The sequence below is a fragment of the Kitasatospora sp. NPDC098652 genome (assembly GCF_044760155.1).
Taxonomy (GTDB): domain Bacteria; phylum Actinomycetota; class Actinomycetes; order Streptomycetales; family Streptomycetaceae; genus Kitasatospora.
In genome coordinates, this window is the sequence record NZ_JBIWAQ010000007.1 from 108,135 (window position 1) to 132,480 (window position 24,346).

The 24,346-nt window shown below is 71.7% G+C and carries 19 protein-coding genes; 7 read left to right on the forward strand and 12 right to left on the reverse strand.

All coding sequences use genetic code 11. The features are described 5' to 3' along the window. Positions 1–151: 151 nt before the first annotated feature. From ACIQWA_RS17830 to ACIQWA_RS17840, 3 genes are all read right to left on the reverse strand, one after another. Entirely contained in the window at positions 152–442 is a 291-nt protein-coding gene (locus ACIQWA_RS17830; protein WP_402483500.1) for a hypothetical protein, read from the reverse strand. Positions 443–585: 143 nt separating this feature from the next. Continuing rightward, a complete protein-coding gene (locus tag ACIQWA_RS17835) occupies positions 586–1,389 on the reverse strand; it encodes a hypothetical protein (RefSeq protein WP_402483503.1) in 804 nt (267 codons plus the stop codon). Between the two features lie 237 nt (positions 1,390–1,626). Then, on the reverse strand, positions 1,627–3,018 hold the full coding sequence (locus ACIQWA_RS17840) for a sporulation protein (protein ID WP_402483505.1): 1,392 nt from the start codon (positions 3,016–3,018) through the stop codon (positions 1,627–1,629). A 272-nt stretch (positions 3,019–3,290) separates the two neighbouring features. Here ACIQWA_RS17840 and asnB point away from each other — a divergent pair, with 272 nt between their 5' ends. From asnB to ACIQWA_RS17855, 3 genes are all read left to right on the forward strand, one after another. Then, positions 3,291–5,057, forward strand: coding sequence for an asparagine synthase (glutamine-hydrolyzing) (gene asnB, locus ACIQWA_RS17845; RefSeq protein WP_402483507.1), 1,767 nt, complete (start codon positions 3,291–3,293; stop codon positions 5,055–5,057). 28 nt (positions 5,058–5,085) lie between these two features. Continuing rightward, entirely contained in the window at positions 5,086–5,526 is a 441-nt protein-coding gene (locus ACIQWA_RS17850; RefSeq protein WP_402483509.1) for an NUDIX domain-containing protein, read from the forward strand. 73 nt (positions 5,527–5,599) lie between these two features. Then, on the forward strand, positions 5,600–6,913 hold the full coding sequence (locus ACIQWA_RS17855; RefSeq protein WP_402483512.1) for a UDP-glucose dehydrogenase family protein: 1,314 nt from the start codon (positions 5,600–5,602) through the stop codon (positions 6,911–6,913). A gap of 1,089 nt (positions 6,914–8,002) precedes the next feature. On the opposite strand, the gene ACIQWA_RS17860 is transcribed toward ACIQWA_RS17855, so the two are convergent. The 3 genes from ACIQWA_RS17860 to ACIQWA_RS17870 form a co-directional block, all read right to left on the reverse strand. Further along, the gene (locus ACIQWA_RS17860) at positions 8,003–9,130 is read right to left on the reverse strand and encodes a DUF4185 domain-containing protein (RefSeq protein ID WP_402483514.1); all 1,128 of its coding nucleotides are present in this window, start codon (positions 9,128–9,130) and stop codon (positions 8,003–8,005) included. Between the two features lie 249 nt (positions 9,131–9,379). Further along, a complete protein-coding gene (locus tag ACIQWA_RS17865; RefSeq protein ID WP_402483517.1) occupies positions 9,380–9,985 on the reverse strand; it encodes a cysteine hydrolase in 606 nt (201 codons plus the stop codon). Between the two features lie 91 nt (positions 9,986–10,076). Further along, entirely contained in the window at positions 10,077–11,285 is a 1,209-nt protein-coding gene (locus ACIQWA_RS17870) for an MFS transporter (protein ID WP_402483849.1), read from the reverse strand. Positions 11,286–11,553: 268 nt separating this feature from the next. Between ACIQWA_RS17870 and ACIQWA_RS17875 the strand changes: the two genes are divergently transcribed. Then, entirely contained in the window at positions 11,554–12,489 is a 936-nt protein-coding gene (locus tag ACIQWA_RS17875) for a LysR family transcriptional regulator (protein WP_360228817.1), read from the forward strand. Positions 12,490–12,548: 59 nt separating this feature from the next. Here the strand turns inward: ACIQWA_RS17875 and ACIQWA_RS17880 are convergent, their stop codons facing one another. Further along, entirely contained in the window at positions 12,549–12,842 is a 294-nt protein-coding gene (locus tag ACIQWA_RS17880) for a hypothetical protein (protein WP_402483519.1), read from the reverse strand. 225 nt (positions 12,843–13,067) lie between these two features. Between ACIQWA_RS17880 and holA the strand changes: the two genes are divergently transcribed. Continuing rightward, the gene (gene holA / locus ACIQWA_RS17885; RefSeq protein WP_360228811.1) at positions 13,068–14,066 is read left to right on the forward strand and encodes a DNA polymerase III subunit delta; all 999 of its coding nucleotides are present in this window, start codon (positions 13,068–13,070) and stop codon (positions 14,064–14,066) included. 64 nt (positions 14,067–14,130) lie between these two features. Here holA and ACIQWA_RS17890 read toward each other — a convergent pair whose 3' ends face one another. The 3 genes from ACIQWA_RS17890 to ACIQWA_RS17900 all read right to left on the reverse strand — a co-directional run bounded on the left by ACIQWA_RS17890 (position 14,131) and on the right by ACIQWA_RS17900 (position 16,055). Then, positions 14,131–15,003, reverse strand: a complete 873-nt coding sequence (locus ACIQWA_RS17890) for a hypothetical protein (RefSeq protein WP_402483522.1) — start codon at positions 15,001–15,003, stop codon at positions 14,131–14,133. A 267-nt stretch (positions 15,004–15,270) separates the two neighbouring features. Beyond that, the gene (gene rpsT / locus ACIQWA_RS17895; RefSeq protein WP_063347533.1) at positions 15,271–15,540 is read right to left on the reverse strand and encodes a 30S ribosomal protein S20; all 270 of its coding nucleotides are present in this window, start codon (positions 15,538–15,540) and stop codon (positions 15,271–15,273) included. A gap of 209 nt (positions 15,541–15,749) precedes the next feature. Beyond that, a complete protein-coding gene (locus ACIQWA_RS17900; protein WP_360228805.1) occupies positions 15,750–16,055 on the reverse strand; it encodes an antibiotic biosynthesis monooxygenase in 306 nt (101 codons plus the stop codon). Between the two features lie 190 nt (positions 16,056–16,245). On the opposite strand from ACIQWA_RS17900, the gene lepA reads away from it, so the two are divergent. Further along, complete coding sequence (gene lepA / locus ACIQWA_RS17905; RefSeq protein ID WP_360228802.1) at positions 16,246–18,114, forward strand: translation elongation factor 4; 1,869 nt, start codon at positions 16,246–16,248, stop codon at positions 18,112–18,114. A gap of 166 nt (positions 18,115–18,280) precedes the next feature. Here lepA and ACIQWA_RS17910 read toward each other — a convergent pair whose 3' ends face one another. Next, positions 18,281–20,179 (reverse strand): ABC transporter ATP-binding protein, encoded by a 1,899-nt coding sequence (locus tag ACIQWA_RS17910; RefSeq protein WP_402483851.1) that lies wholly within the window; start codon positions 20,177–20,179, stop codon positions 18,281–18,283. 146 nt (positions 20,180–20,325) lie between these two features. After that, a complete protein-coding gene (locus tag ACIQWA_RS17915; RefSeq protein WP_360228799.1) occupies positions 20,326–22,059 on the reverse strand; it encodes an ABC transporter ATP-binding protein in 1,734 nt (577 codons plus the stop codon). 327 nt (positions 22,060–22,386) lie between these two features. Here ACIQWA_RS17915 and ACIQWA_RS17920 point away from each other — a divergent pair, with 327 nt between their 5' ends. Further along, positions 22,387–24,324 (forward strand): AMP-dependent synthetase/ligase, encoded by a 1,938-nt coding sequence (locus ACIQWA_RS17920; RefSeq protein ID WP_402483527.1) that lies wholly within the window; start codon positions 22,387–22,389, stop codon positions 24,322–24,324. Positions 24,325–24,346: the final 22 nt, after the last annotated feature.

Genomic DNA, 24,346 nt, shown 5'->3' on the forward strand with positions numbered 1-24,346 from the left:
GGCGGCGCGCGGGGGGGGGGGGGGGGGGGCCGCCGGGGGCCCCGCGCCGGCCCCCCCCCCCCCCCCCCCCCCCCCCCCCCCCCCCCGCCGGGGCAATGCGCCGATGGGTGCGGGAAGTTGGGGAATGCGGCAAGGCCGCCCGCGCGGGGGATCAGGACAGCATGTTGATCCGGTACTGCTCCGGCGAACGCTGGCCTGGCACATCGCCCGCCGTCCGGGCGGGCTGGTGGCCCTGGCGGTCCAGTACGGTCACATGCGCACACTGATCAGCCAGGGCTACGGGGCGCGAAGCCGCGGCGGGATCCACGATCTGCTGGACTTCGAGACTGCCTGCACGGTCGCCGAGCACCTCAGCGAGGTGCACGAGGCCATGCAGGAGGGCGCCGGAGTCTCCGGTCCAGCGGCCCGGCGCCTGATCAACGCCGCCGCTCAGGAACACCACCGATTCGGCGGCATGATCGCCACCGTCCGCCAGGCCCGCAACCTGCTGGCCGACCCCACGTGCGGGAGGATCGGCCGATCCGAGACGTCGAAACTCGGGCCCATGACCGGGGTCGACATCTCTGCAGAATCGGACCGATCCTCCTATGGGCCGTCAAGCGCGCGCGGGGGAGGTTCCAGGATGACCTCGTTCGGCTCACCGCCGTCGAGGAGGAGGGGCAGGTAGAAGCCCTCTTCGGTGAACACGGTCAGGTTCCCGGCGGTCTTCGTCGGGTGGTCCTGCTTGTACTTCTCGATTTCTTCGGGGCTGCCCTTGCGGGTGACTCCGACGAGGAGGCCGGTGGCGTCGGCCACCATCGCCGGTCCCGAATACGAGCTGCTCCAGCGGAAGGCCTTGCTCGGGTCTCCGAAGGTCGTGCCGTCCTCGGGTCCCTCAAGGGTGTTAGCCATGATGAAGTCGCCCTCGATGTTGCTGATGAGGGTGGCGCGCTCGATCCAGCCGAAGTGGCCCGGCGGGACGGTGATGGTGAAGGCTTCTCCGTGGGCCTGTGTCTCGGCCCAGCTGTGGCTGTACGTCACGCTCATGCCGACCTTGACGATCTTCTGGATCGTGACATCGACGGAGGCGGAGACGGAGATGCTGTTGGTGATGGTGGTGCTGTCGAGCCAGCTCATCTGGTAGGTGTCGTTGGCTGCGCCGTCGTTGTAGACGACGTCCCTGCTGACACGGTGGCGGGCGCTGAGCGTGTACCACTGCTTGGTCGGTCGCACGATGGACCAGGACGGCAGCGACGCGCCGAGCTTCTCCAGCTCTTCGCGGTACGGGCTCTTGGACGGGTCGATCACCGGGATGGAGTCGATCTTGTCGGGGTTGATGTGGTGTCGTTTGCAGGCTTTGCGGAACGCGGTGTAGTCCGGCTGCTCGGGGGGAATCTCGAAGGCCGCCATGGCCGTCTGCTCGTGATGTCGCACGGATGGTTCGTGTGTGTACGCCCTTTGGAACGGTAGTGCCCCCCGCGATGACGATCGGCGTCGCTCTCCACGACGCGCCGAACGGCGGATCGACGTCACCCGCTCTGGTGATACGTGGCTGGCTCGGGGCTCGTTTCACCGTGTGTGGCCTCCGGGCAAATCACGGCGGCGACGCTGATGGCTCAGCTCCGGGCAGCCCGATGTCGGTTGCGGTCAGGCCGCGATCCCCAGCTCCGTTCGAGTGCGGTGCAGGAAGTCGCGGACGGCGGTCTCCCGGCGCCAGGGGGTGAGGGTGGCGTTGAACTCGCGGACGTAGTCCTTGGCTCGGCTCGATTGGACGCGGGCGAGGATGTCGACGGCCTGGTTGCCGAGCTCCAGCCCCTGGTCGAGGTCCTTGTTCTGGAGGTGGGCGGTCCCCACGATCGCCAGCCGCATGCCGACGGAGCGGGTGAACACGCCGGTCGGCATGGCGGAGGCCTGCGCGTTCCAGGCCAGGGCAGCCTTGGGGTTCTTCAGGTCGCGGAAGACCTCGGCGGCGTCCGCCGAGAGCCGGGCGTGGTGATAGAAGTCGATCCACGCGGGTTCCCCGGCACCGTCGCGGGCCTGGTCGAGCAGGCTCTCGGAGGCGGCAAGGGCGGCGGAGGCGGCCTTGGCGTTGTTGTCGCGGGCATGGGCCCGGGCTTCGATCAGCTTGGTGAAGGCCAGCACCCGGGGGGCGGCATGGCCCTTGGCCCGCTGGAAGGCGCCCTGGGTCATGTCGATGGCCTCGCTGGCGAAGCCCCGCAGCAGGGTCTGCATCGCCATGGTGGTGAGCACATAACAGCCGAGTTCGACATCGCGGCCGGCTCGCGCGAGGCGGAGGGCCTGGATGAAGTGCCTTTGGGCGGCGTCGTGCTGGCCGACGTCGAAGGCGGTCCAGCCAGCCAGGCGGGACAGCTCGGCGGTCACCGAGAACAGCTCGCGGCCCACACCGTCGCTGAACGAGCCGTTCAGCAGCGGCACCGCCCGTTCCTGCAAGCAGGCCGTCACCGAGTTGGCCTTCCAGTTCCCGCCGCCATACTTCGAATCCCACCGCCGGGCGTCGTCGGCGGCCTCCCGCAGTTCGGCGATGTCGGCGGCGCCGACCCGGCCGCGGCCCCGCTGGGCGTCGTCGTCGTCTTCCGGGGTGACCAGCCAGCGGGTGACCGGGGTGGCGAACGCGGAGACGGCGAAGCCCGTCCCGGTCAGGAAGTCGCGGCGGTTCACAGTGCTCCAGAACGAAGTGGCGACGCGCACGGCGTCGGCGGGGTCTCGCGGGAAATCCAACCCCACCTCGGCGTCCGGCGTCTCGGCATCCGCCATACCGATCTCCGCCAACTGCACTGGCCGGCCGAGCCGTTCGCCGATCGCCTGGGCCAGCAGCTTGGGCACTGGCCAGTCCGGCACCATGCCCCGGCGGCACCAGTTCGCGACCGAGGTATGCGTATATGTCGTGGTCAGCCCGGCTTCGTGGGCGAGCTGGTTCACGCGCAGGGCCAGCGATTTGTGGCTGGCCCCGTCACACTTTTCGATCATCCGGGCCAGCGCGTCATTCGGCGGCTTAGCCCGGCGGGTGGTCGACGCCACAGCGTCCCCCTCAATCGGTCCCGCGCGGCTCGGCGCGGAAGTCGTACGCGACTGGGCACGAGAAGTCGTACACCCGGCATCTGACGCCGGATCACCGAGGGTATTGCCTTCGCCGCTCGCGGTGAACCGCTTTCGCGAGTTGTGAGCCCCCCTGCGAGCCCTGCCCCGGCCCGGGCGGACGCGGTTGTCTGATGCCCCGGGCCTCCGCCGGACCGGACCACAGACCTTCCGGCGGGGGCCTTCACCGATTCACGCTCGGGGGTGACAACCAGATGTGCGGAATCGCAGGACTGGCCGGCGCGGACGCCGCCCGGCACGAGACCACCGTCGCGGCGATGGGCATGGCCCAGAGGCACCGCGGCCCGGACGGAACAGGGCACCTCACCTCGGCCGATGGCCGGGCGGTGCTGTCCATGAACACCCTGCTGATCGTCGACACCGCCGCCCAGCCCGGCCCCTACCTGGACCGGGCCAGCGGCGTTGTCCTCACCTTCAACGGCGAGATCTACAACTACCGGCAGGTCGCCGCCGCCTGGGGCATCCCCCTGGATCCCGGCGAGAGCGACGCCCACCTGGTGCTGCGGGCCTGGGCGAAGCTCGGCCCCGGCTGCCTGGCTGCCCTGGACGGCATGTTCGCGCTGGCCGTCTACGACCCGCGCGAGGGCCGGTTGTTCCTGGCCCGGGACCGGCTCGGTGAGAAGCCGCTCTACTGGCGCCTGGACGGCGGGCGCCTGGCGTTCGCCTCCGAGGTCACCACCCTGACCGGCTACGGCACCGCCCCGCTGGTCGTCCGCCCCGAGATGCTGAGCATCGAGACGCCGACCGGCGCCGACACCCCGTTCCAGGGCATCCAGCTCCTGCCGCCGGCCGGGCTGCTGGCCTTCGACGTCGCCACCGGCTCGCTGGTCCAGCGGACCTGGTGGCAGCTGGAGGGCCTGGAGCCCTGGCAGGGCGGCTACAAGACCGCGCTCGCCCGGTTCTCGACCCTGCTGGCCGACCGGATCCCGATGCGGGCCCCGGCCTGCGACTTCGCGCTGCTGCTGTCCGGCGGGCTGGACTCCTCGGTGCTGGCCTACCTGATGCGCCCGCAGGTCTGTGTCACGGTCCGCTACCCCGGCCAGGACCGCCTGGACGAGTCGCAGATCGCGGCCGTCGTCGCCCGCGACATCGGCGCCGAGCTGCTGGTCATCGAGCCGACCATCCAGGACTTCACCCGCTCGCTGCCCCAGATCATGCACGCGCTGGACTACCCGATGGGCAACGCGTCCACGTTCTCCGAGCACATGGCCTACCGGGCGGTCGCCGAGCGCGGCATCCGCGTCGTCGTCGGCGGACTCGGGCCGGACGAGTTCCTGATGGGCTACGTCCGCCACGCGCTCGTCCTGTTCGGCCCGGAGGCGGTGCTGGGCGCCGGGCTGGAGTCCTACCGGCCGCTGGCCTCCAAGCTCCTGGGCTCCACCGGGGAACCGCTGGGGCCCGCCGAGGCGATCGTGAAGCTGATCCTGCGCGGAAGCGACCCGGACGGCCGGCTGCGGGAGCTGGTCGCCGACGCCCTCCGCCGGGCGGACGGGGACCTGGCCCGGGGGCTGACGCTGGCGGACCTGGCCACGGCCTGGCGCCCGCTGGTGATGACCTCGGACAAGCTGGCCTCCGCCTTCGCGCTGGAGCGGCGCTCGCCCTACCTGGCCCGGGACCTGGTCGAGTTTGCCTACCGGCTCCCCGTCGAGCACAAGATCGCCGGCCCGGCGGCCGGGAAGCGCATCCTGCGGGACGCCGCGAAGGCCCTCGGCCTGCCCCGGGAGGTCTGGGGCAGCCGGGACAAGCTCGGCTTCGCCTCCCCGGTCCCCAGCTGGCTGTCCGGCCCGCTGGAGCCCTGGGCGACCGCCCAGATCAGCTCGGCGCTCGACCAGGCCCCGCGCGGGCTGCAGCCGCTGCTGGCCGGCGGCCTCAAGCCCGGCGGCCGGTTCGACCGCACCCGCATGCAGGCCCTGATGGCCGCCGCCTGGTTCTCCGACCACACGCTCGCCGCTGCGGCATGACGGACCGCTGGCTCACTACGGTGAGCGCATGGACACCCTCCCCTCGAACCCGTCCGCCGCCGAGCCACGCGGAGCGGTCGCGCTCATCACCAACCGCCGCGGCGAGCTCCTACTGCACCTGCGCGACGACCTCGACGGCATCGCCTGGCCCGGTCACTGGAGTCTCCTGGGAGGCGGCTGCGACCCCGGCGAGAGCCCGGCCGAAGCGATCGTCCGCGAGCTCGACGAGGAAGCCGGCCTCGCCGTCGACGGCGGCCTGACGGAACTGTTCGAGACCCCGGACGCCCACGGTTCGGGGCAGACGATCACCTTCTTCGCCGCTTTCTGGGACGGCGACGAGACCGCGCTGCCGCTGGCCGAGGGCGTCAAGCTCCAGTTCTTCATCCCCGAGCACCTGCCCGTTCTGACCATCCCGCCGTTCATCCGCGACGGCATCCACCGCTACCTCGCCGCCCAGCCGGGCACCTGACGCCCCCGTCCTCGTGGGGGGGGTCGGGACGCCTGGCCGGGCGGCACCCCGCCCCCCTTGGAAGGACACGTTCGTGAAGCTCACCGTGATCGGCTGCGGCTACCTCGGCGCGACCCACGCCGCCGCGATGGCCGAACTCGGCCACCAGGTCCTCGGCATGGACACCGACCTCGACAAGGTCGACGCGCTGAACAAGGGCCAGGCCCCGTTCGTCGAACGCGGCCTGGACGACCTGCTCGCCAAGCACACCGCCGCGGGCAACCTGCGGTTCACCGCCTCCTACGCGGAGGCCGCCGCCTTCGCCGATGTCCACTTCCTGGGCGTCGGCACCCCGCAGCAGGACGGCAGCGGCGCCTACGACCTCACCCACCTGCACACTGCCGTCCGCCAGCTGGCCCCCCGGCTCGGCGACGGCGCGCTGATCATCGGCAAGTCCACCGTCCCGGTCGGCACCGTCGCGAAGCTGCGGCAGACCCTGGACGAACACATCCCGGCCGGGGCGAGCGCCCGCCTGGCCTGGTCCCCGGAGTTCCTGCGCGAGTCGTTCGCCGTCCTGGACACCCTGGAGCCGGACCGGATCGTGCTCGGCATCGAGGACGGCGACACCAGCAGCGAGGCCGTCTTCCGCAAGGTCTATGCCGACATCCTGGCCACCGGCTCCCCGCTGATCGTCACCGACATCCCGACCGCCGAGCTGATCAAGGGCGCCGCGAACGCCTTCCTCGCCACCAAGATCTCCTTCATCAACGCGATGGCCGAGCTCTGCGAGAAGAGCGGCGCCGACGTCCAGCAGATCGCCCTCGCCCTCGGCTACGACCACCGAATCGGCGCCAAGGGCATGCGGCCCGGCCTCGGCTTCGGCGGCGGCTGCCTGCCCAAGGACCTGGCCGGATTCACCCACCGCGCCGAAGAGCTCGGCGCCGACACCGGCCTGCTCCGCCAGGTCGCCGCGATCAACCAGCGTCGGCGCGAGCACACCGTCGACCTCGCCCGCGAAGCGCTCGGCGGCACCCTGGTCGGCAAGCGCATTGCCGTCTGGGGCGCCGCCTTCAAGGCCCACACCGACGACATCCGCGACTCCCCGGCCCTCGCCGTCGCCACGGCCCTCCAGAAGGCCGGGGTCGAGGTCACCGTCCACGACCCCGCCGCGATGGAGAACGCCCGCAGGGCCTACCCCCACCTCGACTACGCCGACGACCCCACCCAGGCCGTCACTGGCGCCGGCCTGCTGCTGCACCTGACCGACTGGCCCCAGTACTCCGACACCGACCCGGAAGACCTCGCCCGGCACATCGCCGTCCCCAAGGTCATCGACGCCCGCGGCACCCTCAACGCGAAGCGCTGGCGAGCGGCCGGCTGGACCTTCCGCGCCCTCGGCCGCCCCTGACCGCCCAAGCCCGCCGGCATGCGTCTGATGTCATTCGGCTTGGTCCGCGCCGAGGTCTCCCTCCGCTTCGGCGGCGTCCGAAGGCTCCTGAGACGCCGCTGAGGGGCCGTCCTCGGTGTGATCGCTAACGTGCTTACTCTTCGTCGCCTCCAGCCCCCGGAGGACGAGCGACCCGACGCCCGCGCAGGTGGAGATTTCGGAGAGGATGAGGTTCCAATCCACAGTCAGTCCCTTGGTGATCAGGACGGACCGGGTCGGTCACGCAGTCAGGTGCCCTCCACGCCCCCCGCATGCCTGATGCCGATCCTGGCCCTTGTCAATGACACGACGAGGGACCGCAGGACCAGGTGCTCGGGGAACCACCGGCTCCGACAAAAGAAGCCCACCTGGCGGATGGCACGGCAGAGGCGGGACGTCAACGCTCTCGGCCCGGGAAGCGCGCACGCGCTCGGCAGCCTCGATCAGAGCGGCGAGACGATCAAGAATTGCGGTCCAGTTCGAAGGCTCCACGCCCAGGAGCATTAGCACTTTCAGCAGCACCAGTGCGGCATGGGCCTCGGCCACCAGTTCGCCGCTCTCCCTGTCGATGCTGCCCCACCGGTCGCTGCTTCCGGAGGCGACCTCAACAGTCTCTCGGGCGTCATCGACCGAAGGCTGTCCTCCGGAAGACCACGGACAGCTGCCAGGACCCACAGTGGGATCTGCGCGGACTTCAACATGCGCAGGCGCCGGGGATTTCCGCTGGCTAGCGTCCTCTCAGCACTCCGCAGGACCTCGATCCTGCCAGCCAGACGCCATACCTGCAGGGCGAACTCCACGCCTATTCCGACCCGCACCAAGGCAGCCATAGGACGCACTCCACCCGTGGGCCCCGCGCCCCGCCCCCGTGACCCCGCTCTCCTTCTTCCCTCCACGAGGTGGGGTGGGCAGGGGGTAGGGGTGGGGGAGGTGGAGGGAGGGGGGCGGGGGCGGGGGCCCCGGGGAAAGGGATTGCGGCGCGCTCCGGGCAGGCCCGGAGCGCGCCGCCGGGGCAATGCGCCGGTGGGTGAGGGAAGTTGGGGAATGCGGCAAGGCCGCCCGCGCGGGGGATCAGGACAGCATGTTGATCCGGTACTGCATGATCCGGTAGTTCGTCAGGTCGTACCACTGGCTGACGACGATGTGGAAGTTGCCGAACGTCGAGCCGGGGATGACGAAGCCGCCGTACGGGCTGGCCACGAAGTTGGCGGTCTCCTGCCCCGGGGCGCAGGGGAGGATCATGGCCTGTTCCAGCGTCCGGGTCAGGTCCGAGGTCGGGAGCGCGAAGACCATCGCCCTGATCGACAGCGGGTCCGTGTTCAGCCAGGTGAGGACGTACTTGCCGTCCATGGCGCGGAAGCACAGCTCGCCCCACTTGCGGGTGCCGAAGACCGTCGTCGGGGCGGGGGCATTCCACTGCCAGTTGCCGTCGGTGTAGCCCCAGGGCTCGTAGGCGTCCGGGTTGCCGAGGCTCTCCTTCCGCACCCGGTGCAGCAGCATCCCCGACTCCACCTCACGGTTGAAGACCGTGGACAGCACGTAGCAGTAGCCGTCGTCGGCCACCGCGTACGTCTTCTGCTGGAACTGCCCGCCGTGCAGGTCGCCGGGCCACTGGCACAGGTACTCCCAGGTCTGCCCGTTGTCGGTGGAGCGCCAGAAGTCGGTGTGGTGGGTGTCGTAGATGACCCCGCGCATGAGGTGCATGTACATCACGCCGTCGACGACGAAGGCGTCGGAGGGGATCGCGGTCGTGTGCGCGGTGTCGCCGACCGGGGTGTGCGGCTCGTCGACGAGGCTGATGCCGTGGGCGCCCCGGACGATGCCGTCGATGCGCAGGTTGTCCAGGTCCGCGCTGCTGGAGCGCAGTCCGACGGGCGCGTTCCACTGCCCGGCGAAGACCTGGTCGCCGTCGAAGGTGTCGCCGCAGACGAAGAGCATGGTGCCGTCCGGGCATCGGACCGGGATGCCGAGGTCGGTCCACGCTGCGCCGAGCGCCCCGGTCTCGGCCGGGCCGCTGAGGTTCTTGAGCTTGGTCGCGATCGTCGGACTGGCCGGGTCGTACGGGCCGTTGGCGAGCGCGGCGGGAGCACCGGAGCCGATGGCCCCGGCCCCCACGGCGACGCCGATGCCGATCCTGAGCAGTTGGCGGCGGGAGGGCCCGCCGGTCGTCTCGTCGTTTCCGCCCGCTGAGCGTGTCATGGTGTCGGTGGCCTTCCGGATCGACGGATCCCGCACCTTCGCCCGGATCGCGCACCCGAGCGGCGACGGGTCGCCATCGAGGCTATGGCGACCCGTTGCTGTCCGGTCGGTGGGTGGACGGACCTTCACCCGAATTGGGTAGGGCCTGCGGAGGCCGGTGATTCGCGGCAGTCCGGGCGCTGGTCGACCCAGCGGAGGTTCACGGACGAACTCCTCCAGCGCGGCGAGTGCCGCGAGCGCGGCGGGTCCCTAGCGCGGGGCCGCCGCCACCGACGTACCGGTTCGGCCGGCCCGGAGCAGGGCGGGCAGTCCGGCGGTGTCGACGAGGTGGGCGCGGGAGGGGAGGACCCGACGGAGCAGGGTGTCGTGGAGGTCGGGGTCCGGGTCGGCGACGCCGTCGGAGAGGACGTGCAGGCGGTAGTCGCGGTCGGCCGCGTCGAGGACGGTGGACAGGACCGCGCCGCCGGTGCTGAGGCCCGCGACGACCAGGGTGGTGATGCCGCGCCCGCGCAACTGCCGGTCGAGGTCGGTGGTGGACAGGGCGCCGTGGCGGGTCTTGCGTACCACGAGGTCGCCGTCGCGGGGGGTCAGGCGCTCGTGGACGGCGGTGGCCCGGTCCTGGTGGTGCAGGGCGCGGTGCCGCGCCAGCGCGGCGAAGGTCGCGTTGGCGGCCGGGACGGCCGCCCAGTCGGCCTCGGTGAAGCCGAGGCGCACCGAGGCGATGGTGCCGCCCGCCGCCCGGACGTCGGCGACGGCCCGTTCCAGGCGGGCGAGCAGGGCCTCGCGGGCCCCGGTGTCGGGCAGGGCGGCCAGGACCGCGGGTTGGCAGTCCAGGACGAGAAGGGCGGTGCTCATGGGGGTGGACTCCAGGCGGGAGCTGCGGTCGGACAGGGCTACGGTCGGACGGTGGCTACGGTCGGACGGTGGCTACGGTCTCCGGCGGCTTTCAGGAGCGGCTGGGGGACGGTTCCGGCTCCTGCGGCGAGGGCTGCTGGTCGCCTCGCGGGAGCAGCAGCGGGGTGGCCAGGATGAGCAGGCCCGCGACGGCGAGGGCAGCGCGTGGGCCGGTGGCATCGGCGAGCAGGCCGCCGAGCGCGGTGCAGACGGCGATGGCGGCCTGCTGGCCGATGGACCAGGCGGACAGGGTGCGGGCGAGGAGGTGCTTGGGCGTGCGTTCGAGCCGGTGGGTGGCGAGCACCGGGGTGTAGAGGCTCATGTTGATGATGATGGCGAGTTCGACGGCCATCACGGTGACCAGGCCGACGATGCCGGGGCGGACGAGGACCAGGCCGATCAGCCAGACGGAGCGCAGGGTGCCGACGGTCCGGAAGACCCGGCGGCGGCCGTAGCGGGTCACGACGCGCTGGGCGAGCCGGGAGCCGATGAGTCCGCCGAGGCAGGGGGCGGCGAAGGCGAGGCCGTACTGCCAGGGCGGGAAGTGGAGTTGGCGCAGCATGAGGACGGCCAGCAGCGGTTCGGTGGCCATGATCAGCCCGGAGACGAGCAGGTTGTTGAGGTAGAGCGCTCGCAGGTCGGGGTCGCCGAGGATGTGCCGCCAGCCGTCGAGGACCGAGCCGGCCCGCCCCGGGTTCTGTCCGGCGGGCTGCGGGGCCTCCTCCCGGCGGCGGATGGCGCCGATGCCGAGGGCGGAGAGCAGGTAGCTGAGCCCGTCGGCGATCACGGTGGTGACCGGCCCGAACAGGCCGATGGCGGCTCCGCCCAGGGGCGGTCCGATCGCGATGGAGCTCCAGTTCGTGGATTCGAGGCGGGAGTTGGCCACCAGGAGGTCCTCGGGCCGGACCAGGGCCTTGAGGTGGGCGCCGGCGGCCGCGTTGAACGCGATCTTGGCCGCGGCGACGACGGCCGAGACCGCCAGCAGTTGGGCGAAGCCGAGGAGTCCGAGGGCGTAGGCGGCCGGGATCGTCGCCATGGCCGCGAACCGGACCAGGTCCATGGTGATCATCACCGGGCGTTTGCGCCGGAACTCCACCCAGGGCGCGAGCGGCAGCGCGATCAGCGCCCCCACGGCAGGGCCCACGGCGGACAGTGCGGACACCTGGGCGGGCCCGGCGTGCAGCACCAGTACGGCCAGCAGCGGCAGGGCGCCGAACCCCAGTCCGGACCCGTACGCGCTGACCGCGTAGGCCGCCCACAGCCAGCCGAACCGCGGCCCGAGCCGTCTCCTGCCGAACCTGCCCGCCGCACCTGCCGTGCCCGTTGCGCCTGCCGTGTCTGCCGCACCCGCCGCACCTGCCGCACCTGCCGCGTCCCCCGTGCCCACCATGTCCGGCGCACTCCCTCGACATTCCGTTCGAACAAACCGACGTTGACCGGGGAGAGCTAACCGAGCGGCACAATCGCAGGTCAAACAACCGACCCACCCGCCGGGTACAACCGTCCGTTGTTCTCTAAGGTGGGCCGACGTGGACCTCGAAGCCGTACGCACCTTCGCCGCCGCCGCCGAGGCCGGCCAGTTCCAGAAGGCCGCCGTCGACCTGGCGGTCACCCAGCAGGCCGTCTCCAAGCGCATCGCCGCCCTGGAGCGCGACCTCGGGGTGCGCCTGTTCACCCGCACCCCGCGCGGCGCCGAACTCACCATTGACGGACAGGCGTTCCTGCCCCACGCGCGCGAACTGCTGCGCGCCGCCGAGCGGGCCGTCGCCTCGGTGCGGACGGGCCGTCGGCCGCTGCGGGTCGACATCATCGCCTCGCGCGGCGCCGGGTCGGGTCTGATGCGCGACTTCCACCGGGCGCACCCCGGGATCGAGTTGGACGTGGTGATGCTGTTCGACGTGGCGGCGGCCGTCGCCGCGATCCGCTCGGGGGCGATCGACGCGTCCTTCCGCGCCGTCGCCGCGCCCGGACGGCCCTTCCCGGAGGACATCGAGTCCGTCCGGGTGCTCGACGAGCCGTTGCAGTTGCTCACCGGTCCGGCGCACGCGCTGGCGGGCGCCCGCTCGGTGACCGTCGCCCAGCTGGTCGGCCACCGGATCTGGATGCCCGGCATCGCCCCCGGCACCGAGTGGGCCGCCTACTACGACGACCTGGTCGCCGAGTTCGGCCTCACCATCGAGGCGACCGGCCCCAACTTCGGCTCCGACGCGCTGCTGGACACCGTCGCCGACACCCCGGCCCTGGCCACCTTCATGAGCGAGCGCACCCGGCTGGTCTGGCCGGCCGGCCACGGTCTGCGCCGCATCCCGGTGACCGACCCGACGCCGGTCTACCCGCACTCGCTGCTGTGGCACCGGGACAACCCCAACCCGGCGTTGGCCACCCTCCGGGCCCACCTCGCCGCGACGTCGCCCGCCCGCGACGCCCCCGGGACCTGGCGGCCGGACTGGGTGCTGCCGAACTGACCACCTCGGGGAACGCCGGGGGCGTCGGGGCCAGGCGTCGGGGACGGGCGACGGCCCGGTCAGGCCTCCTCGCGCCAGCCCTCGTAGGAGGCCGCGAGGGTGTCGAGGGCGTGCAGGAGGGCGGGGGTCCAGCCGTCGGACGGGGGGTCGAGGACGACGAGCCACTGGGCGTCCTCGGCGTCGTCCTCGCCGGCCAGCGCGTCGCGGACGATCTCCAGCTCGCCGAGGTCGGGGTGGGCGGCGGAGAGTTCCTCGGCGGCCTCGTCGGCGGTGTCGCGGTCGGGCAGGACGAGCAGCTGGCGGACGAACGGGTCGTCGACGTCCGGCAGGTCGGGGGCGTGGTTCTCGGTCACCGGACCATTCTCCAGGTCGGACCGCGTACCCCCGCAGGGCGGTCGGCCTTCGCCGAGCCCTGGCCCCGGCCCCCCCGACCCCCGGACCCCCGGGACCCCCGGACCCCTGGCCCGGCCCCCCCGGACCCCCGGACCCCTGGCCCGGCCCCCGGCCCCACCCGCCGGCCGTACGGGCCCTGGTCGTACGGGCGGGAGTGTCCGCCGCGCGTGGGATGCTGGTAGGCGATGGCCAGGAAGAGTGCACCCGACGACCTGCTCGCCCCGCTGACCCTCGCGGTCGGTCAGGAGGAGCTGCTGCTGGACCGTGCGGTCGCCCAGGTGGTGGCCGCGGCCAGGGCGGCGGACCCGGACACCGACGTGCGGGACCTCCCGCCCGGTGGGCTGCAGCCGGGCAGTCTGGCCGAGCTGACCACGCCCTCGCTGTTCGCCGAGCGCAAGGTGATCGTGGTCCGGGCCGCGCAGGACCTCTCCGCCGAGTCGGTGAAGGAGGTCAAGGCGTACATCGAGGCCCCGGCCGAGGAAGTGATCATGGTCCTGGTGCACGCGGGCGGGGCCAAGGGCAAGGGCCTGCTGGACGCCGGGCGCAAGGCGGGCGGGCGCGAGGTGGCCTGCGCCAAGCTGGCCAAGGCGGGCGAGCGGCTGGCCTTCGTCAAGGGCGAGTTCCGTACGCTGGGCCGCTCCGCGACCCAGGAGGCCTGCCAGGCGCTGCTGGACGCGCTCGGCAGCGACCTGCGCGAGCTCGCCGCCGCGTGCAGCCAGTTGACCTCGGACGTCGAGGGCACGATCGACGAGACGGTGGTGGCCCGCTACTACAGCGGACGGGCCGAGGCGACCGGGTTCGAGGTGGCCGACCTGGCGGTCACCGGCCGGGCGGCCGAGGCGCTGGAGCGGCTGCGCTGGGCGCTGGCCGTCGGCCAGCCGCCGACCGGCATCACCTACGCGCTGGCCTCCGGCGTGCGCAGCATCGGTCGGCTGGCGACGACCGGGCGGAACATGCGTCCGGCCGATCTGGCCCGCGAGTTGGGCATGCCGCCGTGGAAGGTGGACCGGGTCCGCCAGCAGATGCGCGGGTGGACGGGCGATGCGGTGGCCACGGCGCTCACCGCGATCGCCCAGGCCGACGCGGCCGTCAAGGGCGGCTCGGCCGACCCGGCCTTCGCCCTGGAACGGGCGGTGGTGGCCGTCGCCAAGGCCGCCCGGGCCGGCTCCCGCCCCGCGTACTGACCACGGCGGCGGCGAGGCTGCGGCGAGCCTACGGGGGCGGCGAGACGGCGGAGGCGGCGGACCGCTACTTGCGCATGGCCCGTACGGCGTTGTCGGCGTCGGTCTGCAGGTCGTTGCGGAGTTCGGTCATGGACGGCGGGTTGGACTTCCCCTGGGTGTAACTGGCGTTGTAGCTGATGTAGTAGGTCATCCCGCCGTCGCGGATCTGCACCTCGGCGAACAGGCTGTGGTACGAGCCCGTGCCGCCGTCGTCCTTGTAGATGAAGTACGCGTCCTCGCCGATCCCCTGGATGTCGGTGATCTGGTAGCCCCGGGCCCGGTAGAGCTCCTTGCCGGACGCCTGCTCGGGCGCCGGGTTGACGGCCTTGTGCAGGTCGGCGCGGATGTACACGCTGGCGTACTCGCTGTCGCTGCCGCCGCCGGTCCGCTTGAGCGACATGGAGCAGTTCATGCTGTCCAGGGCGGCGGTCCGGTCGGTGTGGTGGGACGGCGAACTGCTGTCCGTGGTGACGGTGTAGCTCTCCAGCAGCCGGGAGGGCTTCGCGGTGGCGCAGAAGTCGTCGGAGAGGTGGTAGTTGCCGAGGCTGCGCGGTGAGGAGTCGTTGCTGACCAGGTCCGGGACGACCGCCACGGCGGCGGCCCAGCCGGCCGAGGCGAGGACCGCGCCGACGAAGGCCCAGACGGCGTTGCGGCGCAGCCCGCCGCTCTTGGGCGGCGCGGCGGGCAGCCCGGGCGCGGTCGGCAGCCCGGGCGGCGGCCCGAAGGCGCCGGCCCCCGGCCCACCTGGCCCACCTGGCCCACCGGGCCCACCTGGCCCACCAGGCGCACCCGCGCCCAGTACGGGCGCCGCGGCCGCCTGCTGCGGAAAGCCGTAGCCGGGCCCGTTCGGGCCGGCACCCTGGCCCGGCGACGGCGGTGGCGGCGGTGGCGTCGTCATGGAAGTTCCCCCCTCGGGACTGGCGCCGTGGGTGCTCCCCGCACCCCGGTCGCGCCTGACCGACCCTAGTGGCCGGGACGCGGAACGCGACAGGCGCCGCAGTCGGCCTCGGGGAGAGGCTGACTGCGGCGCCTGCCGTACAGCTCGTGTGCACCGCACCCGCGTGGCGAACGCAGGCCGCGTGCGGTGCGAGTCTCGCACGCCTCGGGGTTCCGGGTAGAGGGCCGGGTCGCCCTGAGGCGGTGGGGGCCGGAGCCCCCGGGGGCGTCAGGCCTGGGCGGCGGTGTTGACGCGCTTGGTGATGGCCGACTTCTTGTTGGCGGCCTGGTTGGCGTGGATGACGCCCTTGCTCACGGCCTTGTCGAGCGCCTTGGAGGCGGCACGGGCCAGCACGGTGGCCTTCTCGGTCTCACCGGCGGCAGCGGCCTCGCGGGCCTTGCGCAGAGCGGTCTTCAGCGAGGACTTGACGGCCTTGTTGCGCAGGCGCGCCTTCTCGTTGGTCTTGTTGCGCTTGATCTGGGACTTGATGTTCGCCACGAAGGAGCCTCAGTCTTGTGAATGGTTACTGGGGGTCCCCCCGGCCGGAGGCTGGGGGAGGGTTGCACCCCGCGGCCGTCGGACCAGCTGAGAGGGCATGCCGAGGCCAGGTGCAGCTGACCACGCTACCAGGGGCCCGCCGCCCGCCCCAAACCGGCGGCCGGCCCACAGCTGCTCCGGGGCAGCGGGCCAGCGGGCCCGCGGGCGGGTCAGGCGCTCAGCACCGGCTCCCCGTAGTGCTCGACCTCCGGGAACGGCCGGTAGAAGTGGTGCAGCAGTTCCCGCCACCGCGCGTACTCGGCCGAGCCGCGGAAGCCCTCGGTGTGGTCGGCGAGGGTCTCCCACTCCACCTGCAGCAGGAAGCGCGAGCCGCGCCCCTCGTCCAGGCAGCGGCGCAGCTCCAGGGAGCGGAAGCCGCGTTGGACGGCGATCAGCGGGCGGGCCTCGGCGAAGGCGGCGAGGAACTCGTCCTCCCGGCCGGGCAGGACGTCGAGCAGGGCGCTTTCCAGGATCATGAACGGCCATCCTGCCGCCTCACGAGCGTGCGGCGGAAGGCTGCGAGGTGCCCGAACGGCGTCCCGGCCCGTAGTCGTGGGAGGATGGGAGGAACTATTTCGATCGGACGAGACCGTCCGGTCCCCGGGATAGCCGGTCAGCGATGATCCGGACACCCCCGGCCCCGGACCAACGGAGAATCGGACCAAGGTGCCCGCGACCCCCAGCAATGTGCCAGAGCCCAGCCGTACCGACCCGGCGCTGATCCGCAACTTCTGCATCATCGCCCACATCGACCACGGCAAGTCGACGCTCGCAGACCGGATGCTGCAGATCACCGGCGTCGTCGACCCCCGGCAGATGCGCGCCCAGTACCTCGACCGCATGGACATCGAGCGCGAGCGCGGCATCACCATCAAGTCGCAGGCGGTCCGCCTCCCGTGGGCCCCGAAGACCGGGCCGGACGCCGGGACGACCCACATCCTCAACATGATCGACACCCCCGGCCACGTGGACTTCACGTACGAGGTGTCCCGCTCCCTCGCGGCCTGCGAGGGCACCATCCTGGTGGTCGACGCGGCCCAGGGCATCGAGGCGCAGACCCTCGCCAACCTGTACCTGGCGCTGGAGAACGACCTCACGATCGTCCCGGTCCTCAACAAGATCGACCTGCCGGCCGCCCAGCCGGAGAAGTACGCCGCCGAGATCGCCCACATCATCGGCTGCGACCCCTCCGACGTGCTCCAGGTCAGCGCCAAGACCGGTCTCGGCGTCGAGGACCTGCTGGACCACATCGTCAACACCATCCCGGCCCCGGTCGGCGTCAAGGACGCCCCGGCCCGCGCGATGATCTTCGACTCGGTGTACGACTCCTACCGCGGCGTGGTCACCTACGTCCGTGTCGTGGACGGTCAGCTCACCAAGCGCGAGCGCATCCAGATGATGTCCACCGGCGCCACCCACGAGCTGCTGGAGATCGGCGTCATCTCGCCCGAGCCGAAGGTCGCCGACGGCCTCGGCGTCGGCGAGGTGGGCTACATCATCACCGGTGTGAAGGACGTCCGGCAGTCCAAGGTCGGTGACACGATCACCTCGATGCACAAGGGCGCCACCGAGCCGCTCGGCGGCTACAAGGACCCGCGCCCGATGGTGTTCTCCGGCCTGTACCCGCTGGACGGCTCGGACTACCCGCTGCTGCGCGACGCGCTGGACAAGCTGCGCCTCAACGACGCCGCCCTGGTGTACGAGCCGGAGACCTCGGTCGCGCTCGGCTTCGGCTACCGCTGCGGCTTCCTCGGCCTGCTGCACCTGGAGATCATCCGGGAGCGCCTGGAGCGCGAGTTCAACCTCGACCTGATCTCCACCGCCCCGAACGTGGTCTACCGGGTGGTGATGGAGGACGGCAGCGAGCACACCGTCACCAACCCGAGCGAGTTCCCGACCGGCAAGATCTCCGAGGTCTTCGAGCCGGTCGTGCGCGGCACCATCCTGGCGCCGAACGAGTTCGTCGGCGCGATCATGGAGCTCTGCCAGTCCCGCCGCGGCAGCCTCCAGGGCATGGACTACCTCTCCGAGGACCGGGTCGAGCTGCGCTACACCCTGCCGCTCGCGGAGATCGTCTTCGACTTCTTCGACCAGTTGAAGTCCAAGACCCGCGGCTACGCCTCGCTCGACTACGAGCCCATCGGCGAGCAGGCCGCCCAGCTGGTGAAGGTCGACATCCTGCTGCACGGCGACGCGGTGGACGCGTTCTCCGCGATCGTGCACAAGGACAAGGCCTACGGCTACGGCGTGATGATGGCCGGCAAGCTGCAGAAGCTCATCCCCCGCCAGCAGTTCGAGGTGCCGATCCAGGCCGCCATCGGCTCCCGGGTGATCGCCCGCGAGACGGTCCGCGCGATCCGCAAGGACGTCCTCGCCAAGTGCTACGGCGGTGACATCTCCCGCAAGCGGAAGCTGCTGGAGAAGCAGAAGGAAGGCAAGAAGCGGATGAAGATGGTCGGCAGCGTGGAGGTCCCGCAGGAGGCCTTCATCGCCGCGCTGTCCACCGACGCCGAGACGCCGAAGGACAAGAAGTAGGCGTAGCGGGAAGCGGTACCAGGAGGGCCCGGGCAGCAGCCCGGGCCCTCCGGCGTTTCCAAGAGGCCCTCGCCGTCGGCTGCTCGAGCCCACGGGGCGGGGTGGGCGCCGACGTGCGCGGAGCCGGGACGGAGGGTTCCGTCCCGGCTCCGCGGGTGGCGACGGGTCAGTCCACCTCGGCCACGGCCTCCGCGAACTGGGCCTGGTAGAGCCGGGCGTAGGCGCCGTCGGCGGCGATCAGCTCGTCGTGCGAGCCCTGCTCGACGATGGAGCCGTTCTCCATCACCAGGATCACGTCGGCGTCCCGGATGGTGGAGAGCCGGTGGGCGATGACGAAGCTGGTGCGGCCGGTGCGCAGCCGGGCCATGGCCCGCTGGATGAGCACCTCGGTGCGGGTGTCGACGGAGCTGGTGGCCTCGTCGAGGACCAGGATGGACGGCTGGGCGAGGAAGGCCCGGGCGATGGTGATCAGCTGCTTCTCGCCCGCGCTGACGCCGGTGCCCTCGTCGTCGATGACGGTGTCGTAGCCGTCCGGGAGGGTGCGGACGAAGCGGTCGACGTGGGCGGCCCTGGCGGCCTCGACGACCTGTTCGCGGGTGGCGGAGCCGGCGCCGTAGGCGATGTTGTCGGCGATGGTGCCGCCGAACAGCCAGGTGTCCTGGAGGACCATGCCGATGCCGGAGCGCAGGTCCTCGCGGGACATCGCGGCGATGTCGACGCCGTCGAGGGTGATGCGTCCGGAGCTGACCTCGTAGAACCGCATCAGCAGGTTGACCAGGGTGGTCTTGCCGGCGCCGGTGGGGCCGACGATGGCGACGGTCTGGCCGGGTTCGACCTTGAGCGAGAGGTCGTCGATGAGCGGCTTGTCGGGGTCGTAGCGGAAGGACACGTCCTGGAAGGCGACCCGGCCGTGGACGGTGTCGGGCTTCTCGGGCATGGCCGGTTCGGGGCTCTGCTCGGGGGCGTCGAGCAGTTCGAAGACGCGCTCGGCGGAGGCGACCCCGGACTGCACCAGGTTGGCCATGCTGGCGACCTGGGTGAGCGGCTGGCTGAACTGCCGGGAGTACTGGATGAAGGCCTGGACGTCGCCGATGGACAGCGCGCCGCTGGCCACCCGCAGGCCGCCGACCACGGCGACCAGCACGTACTGCAGGTTGCCGATCAGCATCATCGCGGGCTGGATGATCCCGGAGATGAACTGGGCGCGGAAGCTGGCGTGGAACAGCGCCTCGTTGTGCTCGCGGAAGGTCTCGGCGGACTCGCGGTGCCGGCCGAACGCCTTGACCAGGTTGTGGCCGGTGTACATCTCCTCGATGTGGGCGTTGAGTTGGCCGGTGGACTTCCACTGCTGGACGAACTGCGGCTGGGCCCGCTTGCCGACCTTCGCGGCGACGACCACCGAGAGCGGTACGGAGACCAGGGCGATCGCGGCGAGGACGGGGGAGATCCAGAACATCATCGCGAGCACACCGACCACGGTGAGCAGCGAGTTGACGATCTGTCCCATGGTCTGCTGCATCGACTGGCCGATGTTGTCGATGTCGTTGGTGACCCGGCTGAGCACCTCGCCGCGCGGCTGCTTGTCGAAGTAGCTGAGCGGCAGCCGGGCGAGCTTGGCCTCGACGTCCTGGCGCAGCCGGTAGCTGGCGGACTGGATCGCCCGGGTGGCCAGCCGGCCCTGGACGATGCCGAAGAGGGCGGAGGCGACGTAGATGCCGAGCACCCAGAGCAGGACGGAACCGATGGCGCCGAAGTCCATGCCCTGGCCGGGGGTGAAGTCCACGGCGGAGAGCAGGTCGGCGATGCCGCCGTCGCCGTGGGCGCGCAGTCCGGCGATGACCTCGGCCTTGGAGGTGCCGGCCGGGAAGCGGGCGCCGATGACGCCGGCGAAGATCAGGTCGGTGGCGTCGCCGAGGATCTTCGGGCCGGTGACGGCGCAGCCGATGCCGAGCACGCCGAGCAGCAGGACGCCGATCAGGATGGTGCGTTCGGGGCGCAGCAGGCCGAGCACGCGTTTGCCGGAGCCCTTGAAGTCCATGGACTTCTCGGTGCCCTGGCCGCCCATGAAGCGGCCCGGTCCGGCCGGTCCGCGGCGGGCGGCGGCGGCCTGGGAGTCGCTGGGGAGCCGGTCGTCGGGCTGTCCGGCGCCCGGTCCGGCGGGGGTCCCGGCCGGCTGCCCGGCCGGCTTTCCGGCGGGCTTTCCTGGGCTGGTCACGCCGCCTCCTGCTCGGTGAGCTGGGAGAGCACGATCTCCCGGTACGTCGGGTTGTCGGCCATCAGTTCGTGGTGGGTGCCGCTGCCGACGACGGCGCCCTCGTCGAGGACGATGATCCGGTCGGCGTCGCGGATGGTGGAGACGCGCTGGGCGACGATCAGGACGGTGGCGTTCGAGGTCTCGCGGGCGAGGGCCTTGCGCAGCCTGGCGTCGGTGGCGTAGTCGAGCGCGGAGAAGGAGTCGTCGAAGAGGTAGACGTCGGGCCGCCGGACGAGTGCCCGGGCGATGGCCAGGCGCTGGCGCTGGCCGCCGGAGACGTTGCTGCCGCCCTGGGCGATGGGGGCGTCCAGGCCTTCGGGCAGCTTCTCGACGAAGTCCTTGGCCTGGGCGATCTCCAGGGCGTGCCAGAGTTCCTCGTCGGTGGCGTCGGGACGGCCGTAGCGGAGGTTGCTGGCGACGGTGCCGGAGAAGAGGTAGGGCTTCTGCGGGACGATGCCGACGCTGTCGGCGATGGTGTCGGCGGAGAGTTCGCGCACGTCGGTGCCGTCGAGCAGGACCTGTCCGGAGGTGGCGTCGAAGAGCCGGGGGACGAGGCCGAGCAGGGTGGACTTGCCGGCGCCGGTGGAGCCGATGATGGCGGTGGTCTCGCCGGGGCGGGCGGTGAGGTCGATGCCGCGCAGCACCGGGGCCTCGGCGCCGGGGTAGCGGAAGGCGACGTCGCGCAGCTCCAGGTGGCCGCGGCGCAGCAGCTCGGTGACCGGGGCGGCGGGCGGGACGACGCTGGAGGCGGTGGAGAGGACCTCCTGGACGCGTTCGGCGCAGACCTCGGCGCGCGGCACCATCATGAACATGAAGGTGGCCATCATGACGCTCATCAGGATCTGCATCAGGTAAGAGAGGAAGGCGGTGAGCCCGCCGATCTCCATGCCGCCGCTGTCGATGCGGTGGGCGCCGAACCAGAGCACCGCGACGCTGGAGACGTTGACGACCAGCATCACGGCGGGGAACATCACGGACATCAGCCGGCCGACCTGCCGGGCGACCTGGGTGAGGTCCTCGTTGGCGTCGGCGAAGCGCTGCTGCTCGTGGCCGTCCTTGACGAAGGCGCGGATGACCCGGATGCCGGTGATCTGCTCGCGCAGCACCCGGTTCACGGTGTCGATCTTCACCTGCATGCTGCGGAACTTCGGCCGCAGGGCGCGCACCAGCAGGACGACGACGACGCCGAGCGCGGGGATGACGGCGAGCAGCAGGCCGGACAGCGGGACGTCCTGGTTGAGCGCCATGATGATGCCGCCGACGCACATGATCGGTGCGGCGACCATCAGGGTGAAGCTCATCAGGGCCAGCATCTGGACCTGCTGGACGTCGTTGGTGGTGCGGGTGATCAGCGACGGGGCGCCGAACTGGCCGACCTCGCGGGCGGAGAAGCTCTGCACCCGGTCGAAGACGGCGGCCCGCAGGTCGCGGCCGAAGGCCATCGCGGTGCGGGCGCCGTAGTAGACGGCGCCGATGGAGCAGAGCGCCTGGAGCAGGGTGACGCCGATCATCACGGCGCCCAGGCGCAGGATGTAGCCGGTGTCGCCCTTGACCACGCCCTTGTCGATGATGTCGGCGTTGAGTGTGGGCAGGTAGAGCGCCGCGAGGGTGGACACCAGCTGGAGGGCCACCAGCAGGGTGATCGGTCGGGAGTATGGGCGCAGGTACGCCCGGAGCAGTCTGATCAGCACTGGCACACTCTTGTCGTCGCCGGTCGGGTTCGCACCCCAATTCTCGTCGTTCTGTAGCGTCGTACAGACGATTCGGGGGCCGTCCGGCGGAGGTTTGCCGGGCCTTTGCCTTCGGGGCCCGGTTCGCGCCCCCGGTGGGACCGGCACCGGCGCGTCGGGGGCGTGCCAGCTGGGGCCGCCCCCTTACGGAATGACCGGTTTCCCCCTAGGCTGCTGACTACGCCCTTGTTACTGACCGGTACCGACCACGTTAACCGGGGCCCGGCGGCCGCCCCCACGGACGCCGCGACAATCCCTCAGACGGCCACCCGCCCCCGGAGGTCCTCGTTGAGTTCCGCGCAGTCCCTGATCGACTCCGGCAGTGCCGACATCGTCGCCGGGCGTCCCGCCTCCGTCGCCCACCTGTTCCTGGAGCGGGTCGCCCTGACCCCGAACGCCGAGGCCTACCGCTATCCGGCCTCGGTCGACGAGCACGCCGCGGACGGCGCGCCGGGCGCCGAGCAGTGGCGCTCGCTCACCTGGGCGCAGACCGCGGTCCGGGTCAAGGCGGTGGCCGCCGGCCTGATGGCGCTCGGCATCCAGTCGGAGGACCGGGTCGCGCTGGCCTCCTCCACCCGGGTCGAGTGGATCCTCGCCGACCTGGGCGCCATGTGCGCGGGCGCCGCCATTACCACCGTCTACCCGAGCACCAACGCCGACGAGACGGCCTTCATCCTCTCCAACTCCGGCTCCCGGGCCCTGTTCGCCGAGAACGCCGACCAGCTGGCCAAGGCCGTCGAGCACATCGACGAGCTGCCCGAGCTGCGCACCGTGATCCTCTTCGACGCCCCCGCCGGGGAGTCGGGGCCGCAGGCGCTCCCGAAGGCCGGGCTGGACCTGATCACCCTGGCCGAGCTGGAACGGCGCGGCGCCGAGTACCTGGAGCAGCACCCGGACGCGGTCGAGAAGGCCGTGGCCGGGCTCGACAAGGAGCAGCTGGCCACCCTCATCTACACCTCCGGCACCACCGGCCGCCCCAAGGGCGTGCGCCTGGTGCACGACTGCTGGGCCTACGAGGGCCGGGCCCAGGAGGCCAGCGGCCTGCTCGGCCCCGACGACGTGCAGTTCATGTGGCTGCCGCTGTCGCACGTCTTCGGCAAGACGCTGATCTCCGGCCAGATCGCCACCGGCCACGTGATGGCCGTGGACGGCCGGGTCGACCGGATCATCCACAACCTGCCGGTCATCCGGCCGACCACCATGGCCTCGGCGCCCCGCATCTTCGAGAAGGTCTACAACGGCATCGCCGGGCGGGCCCGGGCCGAGGGCGGCGCCAAGTACAAGATCTTCCTGTGGGCCGCCAAGGTCGCCCGCGAGTACGCCCGGGCGGTCCAGGAGAGCCGGGTCGCCACCGGCGTCGAGAGCGCCCCGTTGGGCCTGCGGCTGCAGCACGCGCTGGCCGACAAGCTGGTGTACGCGAAGATCCGGGCCGCCTTCGGCGGCCGGCTGCGCGGCGCGGTCTCCGGCAGCGCCGCCCTGGCCCCCGAGATCGGCTACTTCTTCCTCGGCGCCGGGGTGCCGATCCTGGAGGGCTACGGGCTGAGCGAGACCAGCGCCGGCTCCTGCGTCAACCGCAAGGAGGACGTCCGGATCGGCACGGTCGGCCGCCCGCTGCCCGGCACCGAGGTGCGGATCGCCGAGGACGGCGAGATCCTGCTGCGCGGCCCCGGCGTGATGCGCGGCTACCACAACCTGCCGGAGAAGACCGCCGAGGTGCTGGAGCCGGACGGCTGGTTCCACACCGAGGACATCGGCGAGCTCAGCCCCGACGGCTTCCTGCGGATCACCGACCGCAAGAAGGACCTGTTCAAGACCTCCGGCGGCAAGTACGTGGCGCCCAGCGAGGTCGAGGGCAAGTTCAAGGCGGTCTGCCCGTTCGTCAGCAACATCCTGGTGATCGGCAACGGCCGCAACTACTGCACCGCGCTGATCGGCCTGGACGAGGCGGTGCTGATGCCGTGGGCCGCCGAGCGCGGCCTGGCCGGCAGGAGCTACGCGGAGCTGACCGCCGACCCGGCCGTGCACCAGCTGATCGAGGGCTTCGTCAAGCGGGTCAACGCCGACCTCCAGCGCTGGCAGACGATCAAGAAGTTCCACCTGCTGCCGCGCGACCTCGACATCGAGCACGGCGAGCTCACCCCGAGCCTCAAGATCAAGCGCCCGGTGGTCGAGCGGACCTACGCCGACGCGGTGGCCGCCATGTACGCGGGTGCCAACGAGGCCTGAGCCACCCCCTCCCGTACGGCTC

What these genes read in the sequence shown, in the direction of transcription:
- ACIQWA_RS17910 (WP_402483851.1), bottom strand. Translation starts at nt 20,179, where the DNA reads ATGGGCGGCCAGGGCACCGAGAAGTCCATGGACTTCAAGGGCTCCGGC.
- ACIQWA_RS17890 (WP_402483522.1), bottom strand. Translation starts at nt 15,003, where the DNA reads ATGACGACGCCACCGCCGCCACCGCCGTCGCCGGGCCAGGGTGCCGGC.
- ACIQWA_RS17850 (WP_402483509.1), top strand. Translation starts at nt 5,086, where the DNA reads ATGGACACCCTCCCCTCGAACCCGTCCGCCGCCGAGCCACGCGGAGCG.
- ACIQWA_RS17835 (WP_402483503.1), bottom strand. Translation starts at nt 1,389, where the DNA reads ATGGCGGCCTTCGAGATTCCCCCCGAGCAGCCGGACTACACCGCGTTC.
- ACIQWA_RS17860 (WP_402483514.1), bottom strand. Translation starts at nt 9,130, where the DNA reads ATGACACGCTCAGCGGGCGGAAACGACGAGACGACCGGCGGGCCCTCC.
- ACIQWA_RS17865 (WP_402483517.1), bottom strand. Translation starts at nt 9,985, where the DNA reads ATGAGCACCGCCCTTCTCGTCCTGGACTGCCAACCCGCGGTCCTGGCC.
- asnB (WP_402483507.1), top strand. Translation starts at nt 3,291, where the DNA reads ATGTGCGGAATCGCAGGACTGGCCGGCGCGGACGCCGCCCGGCACGAG.
- holA (WP_360228811.1), top strand. Translation starts at nt 13,068, where the DNA reads ATGGCCAGGAAGAGTGCACCCGACGACCTGCTCGCCCCGCTGACCCTC.
- ACIQWA_RS17900 (WP_360228805.1), bottom strand. Translation starts at nt 16,055, where the DNA reads ATGATCCTGGAAAGCGCCCTGCTCGACGTCCTGCCCGGCCGGGAGGAC.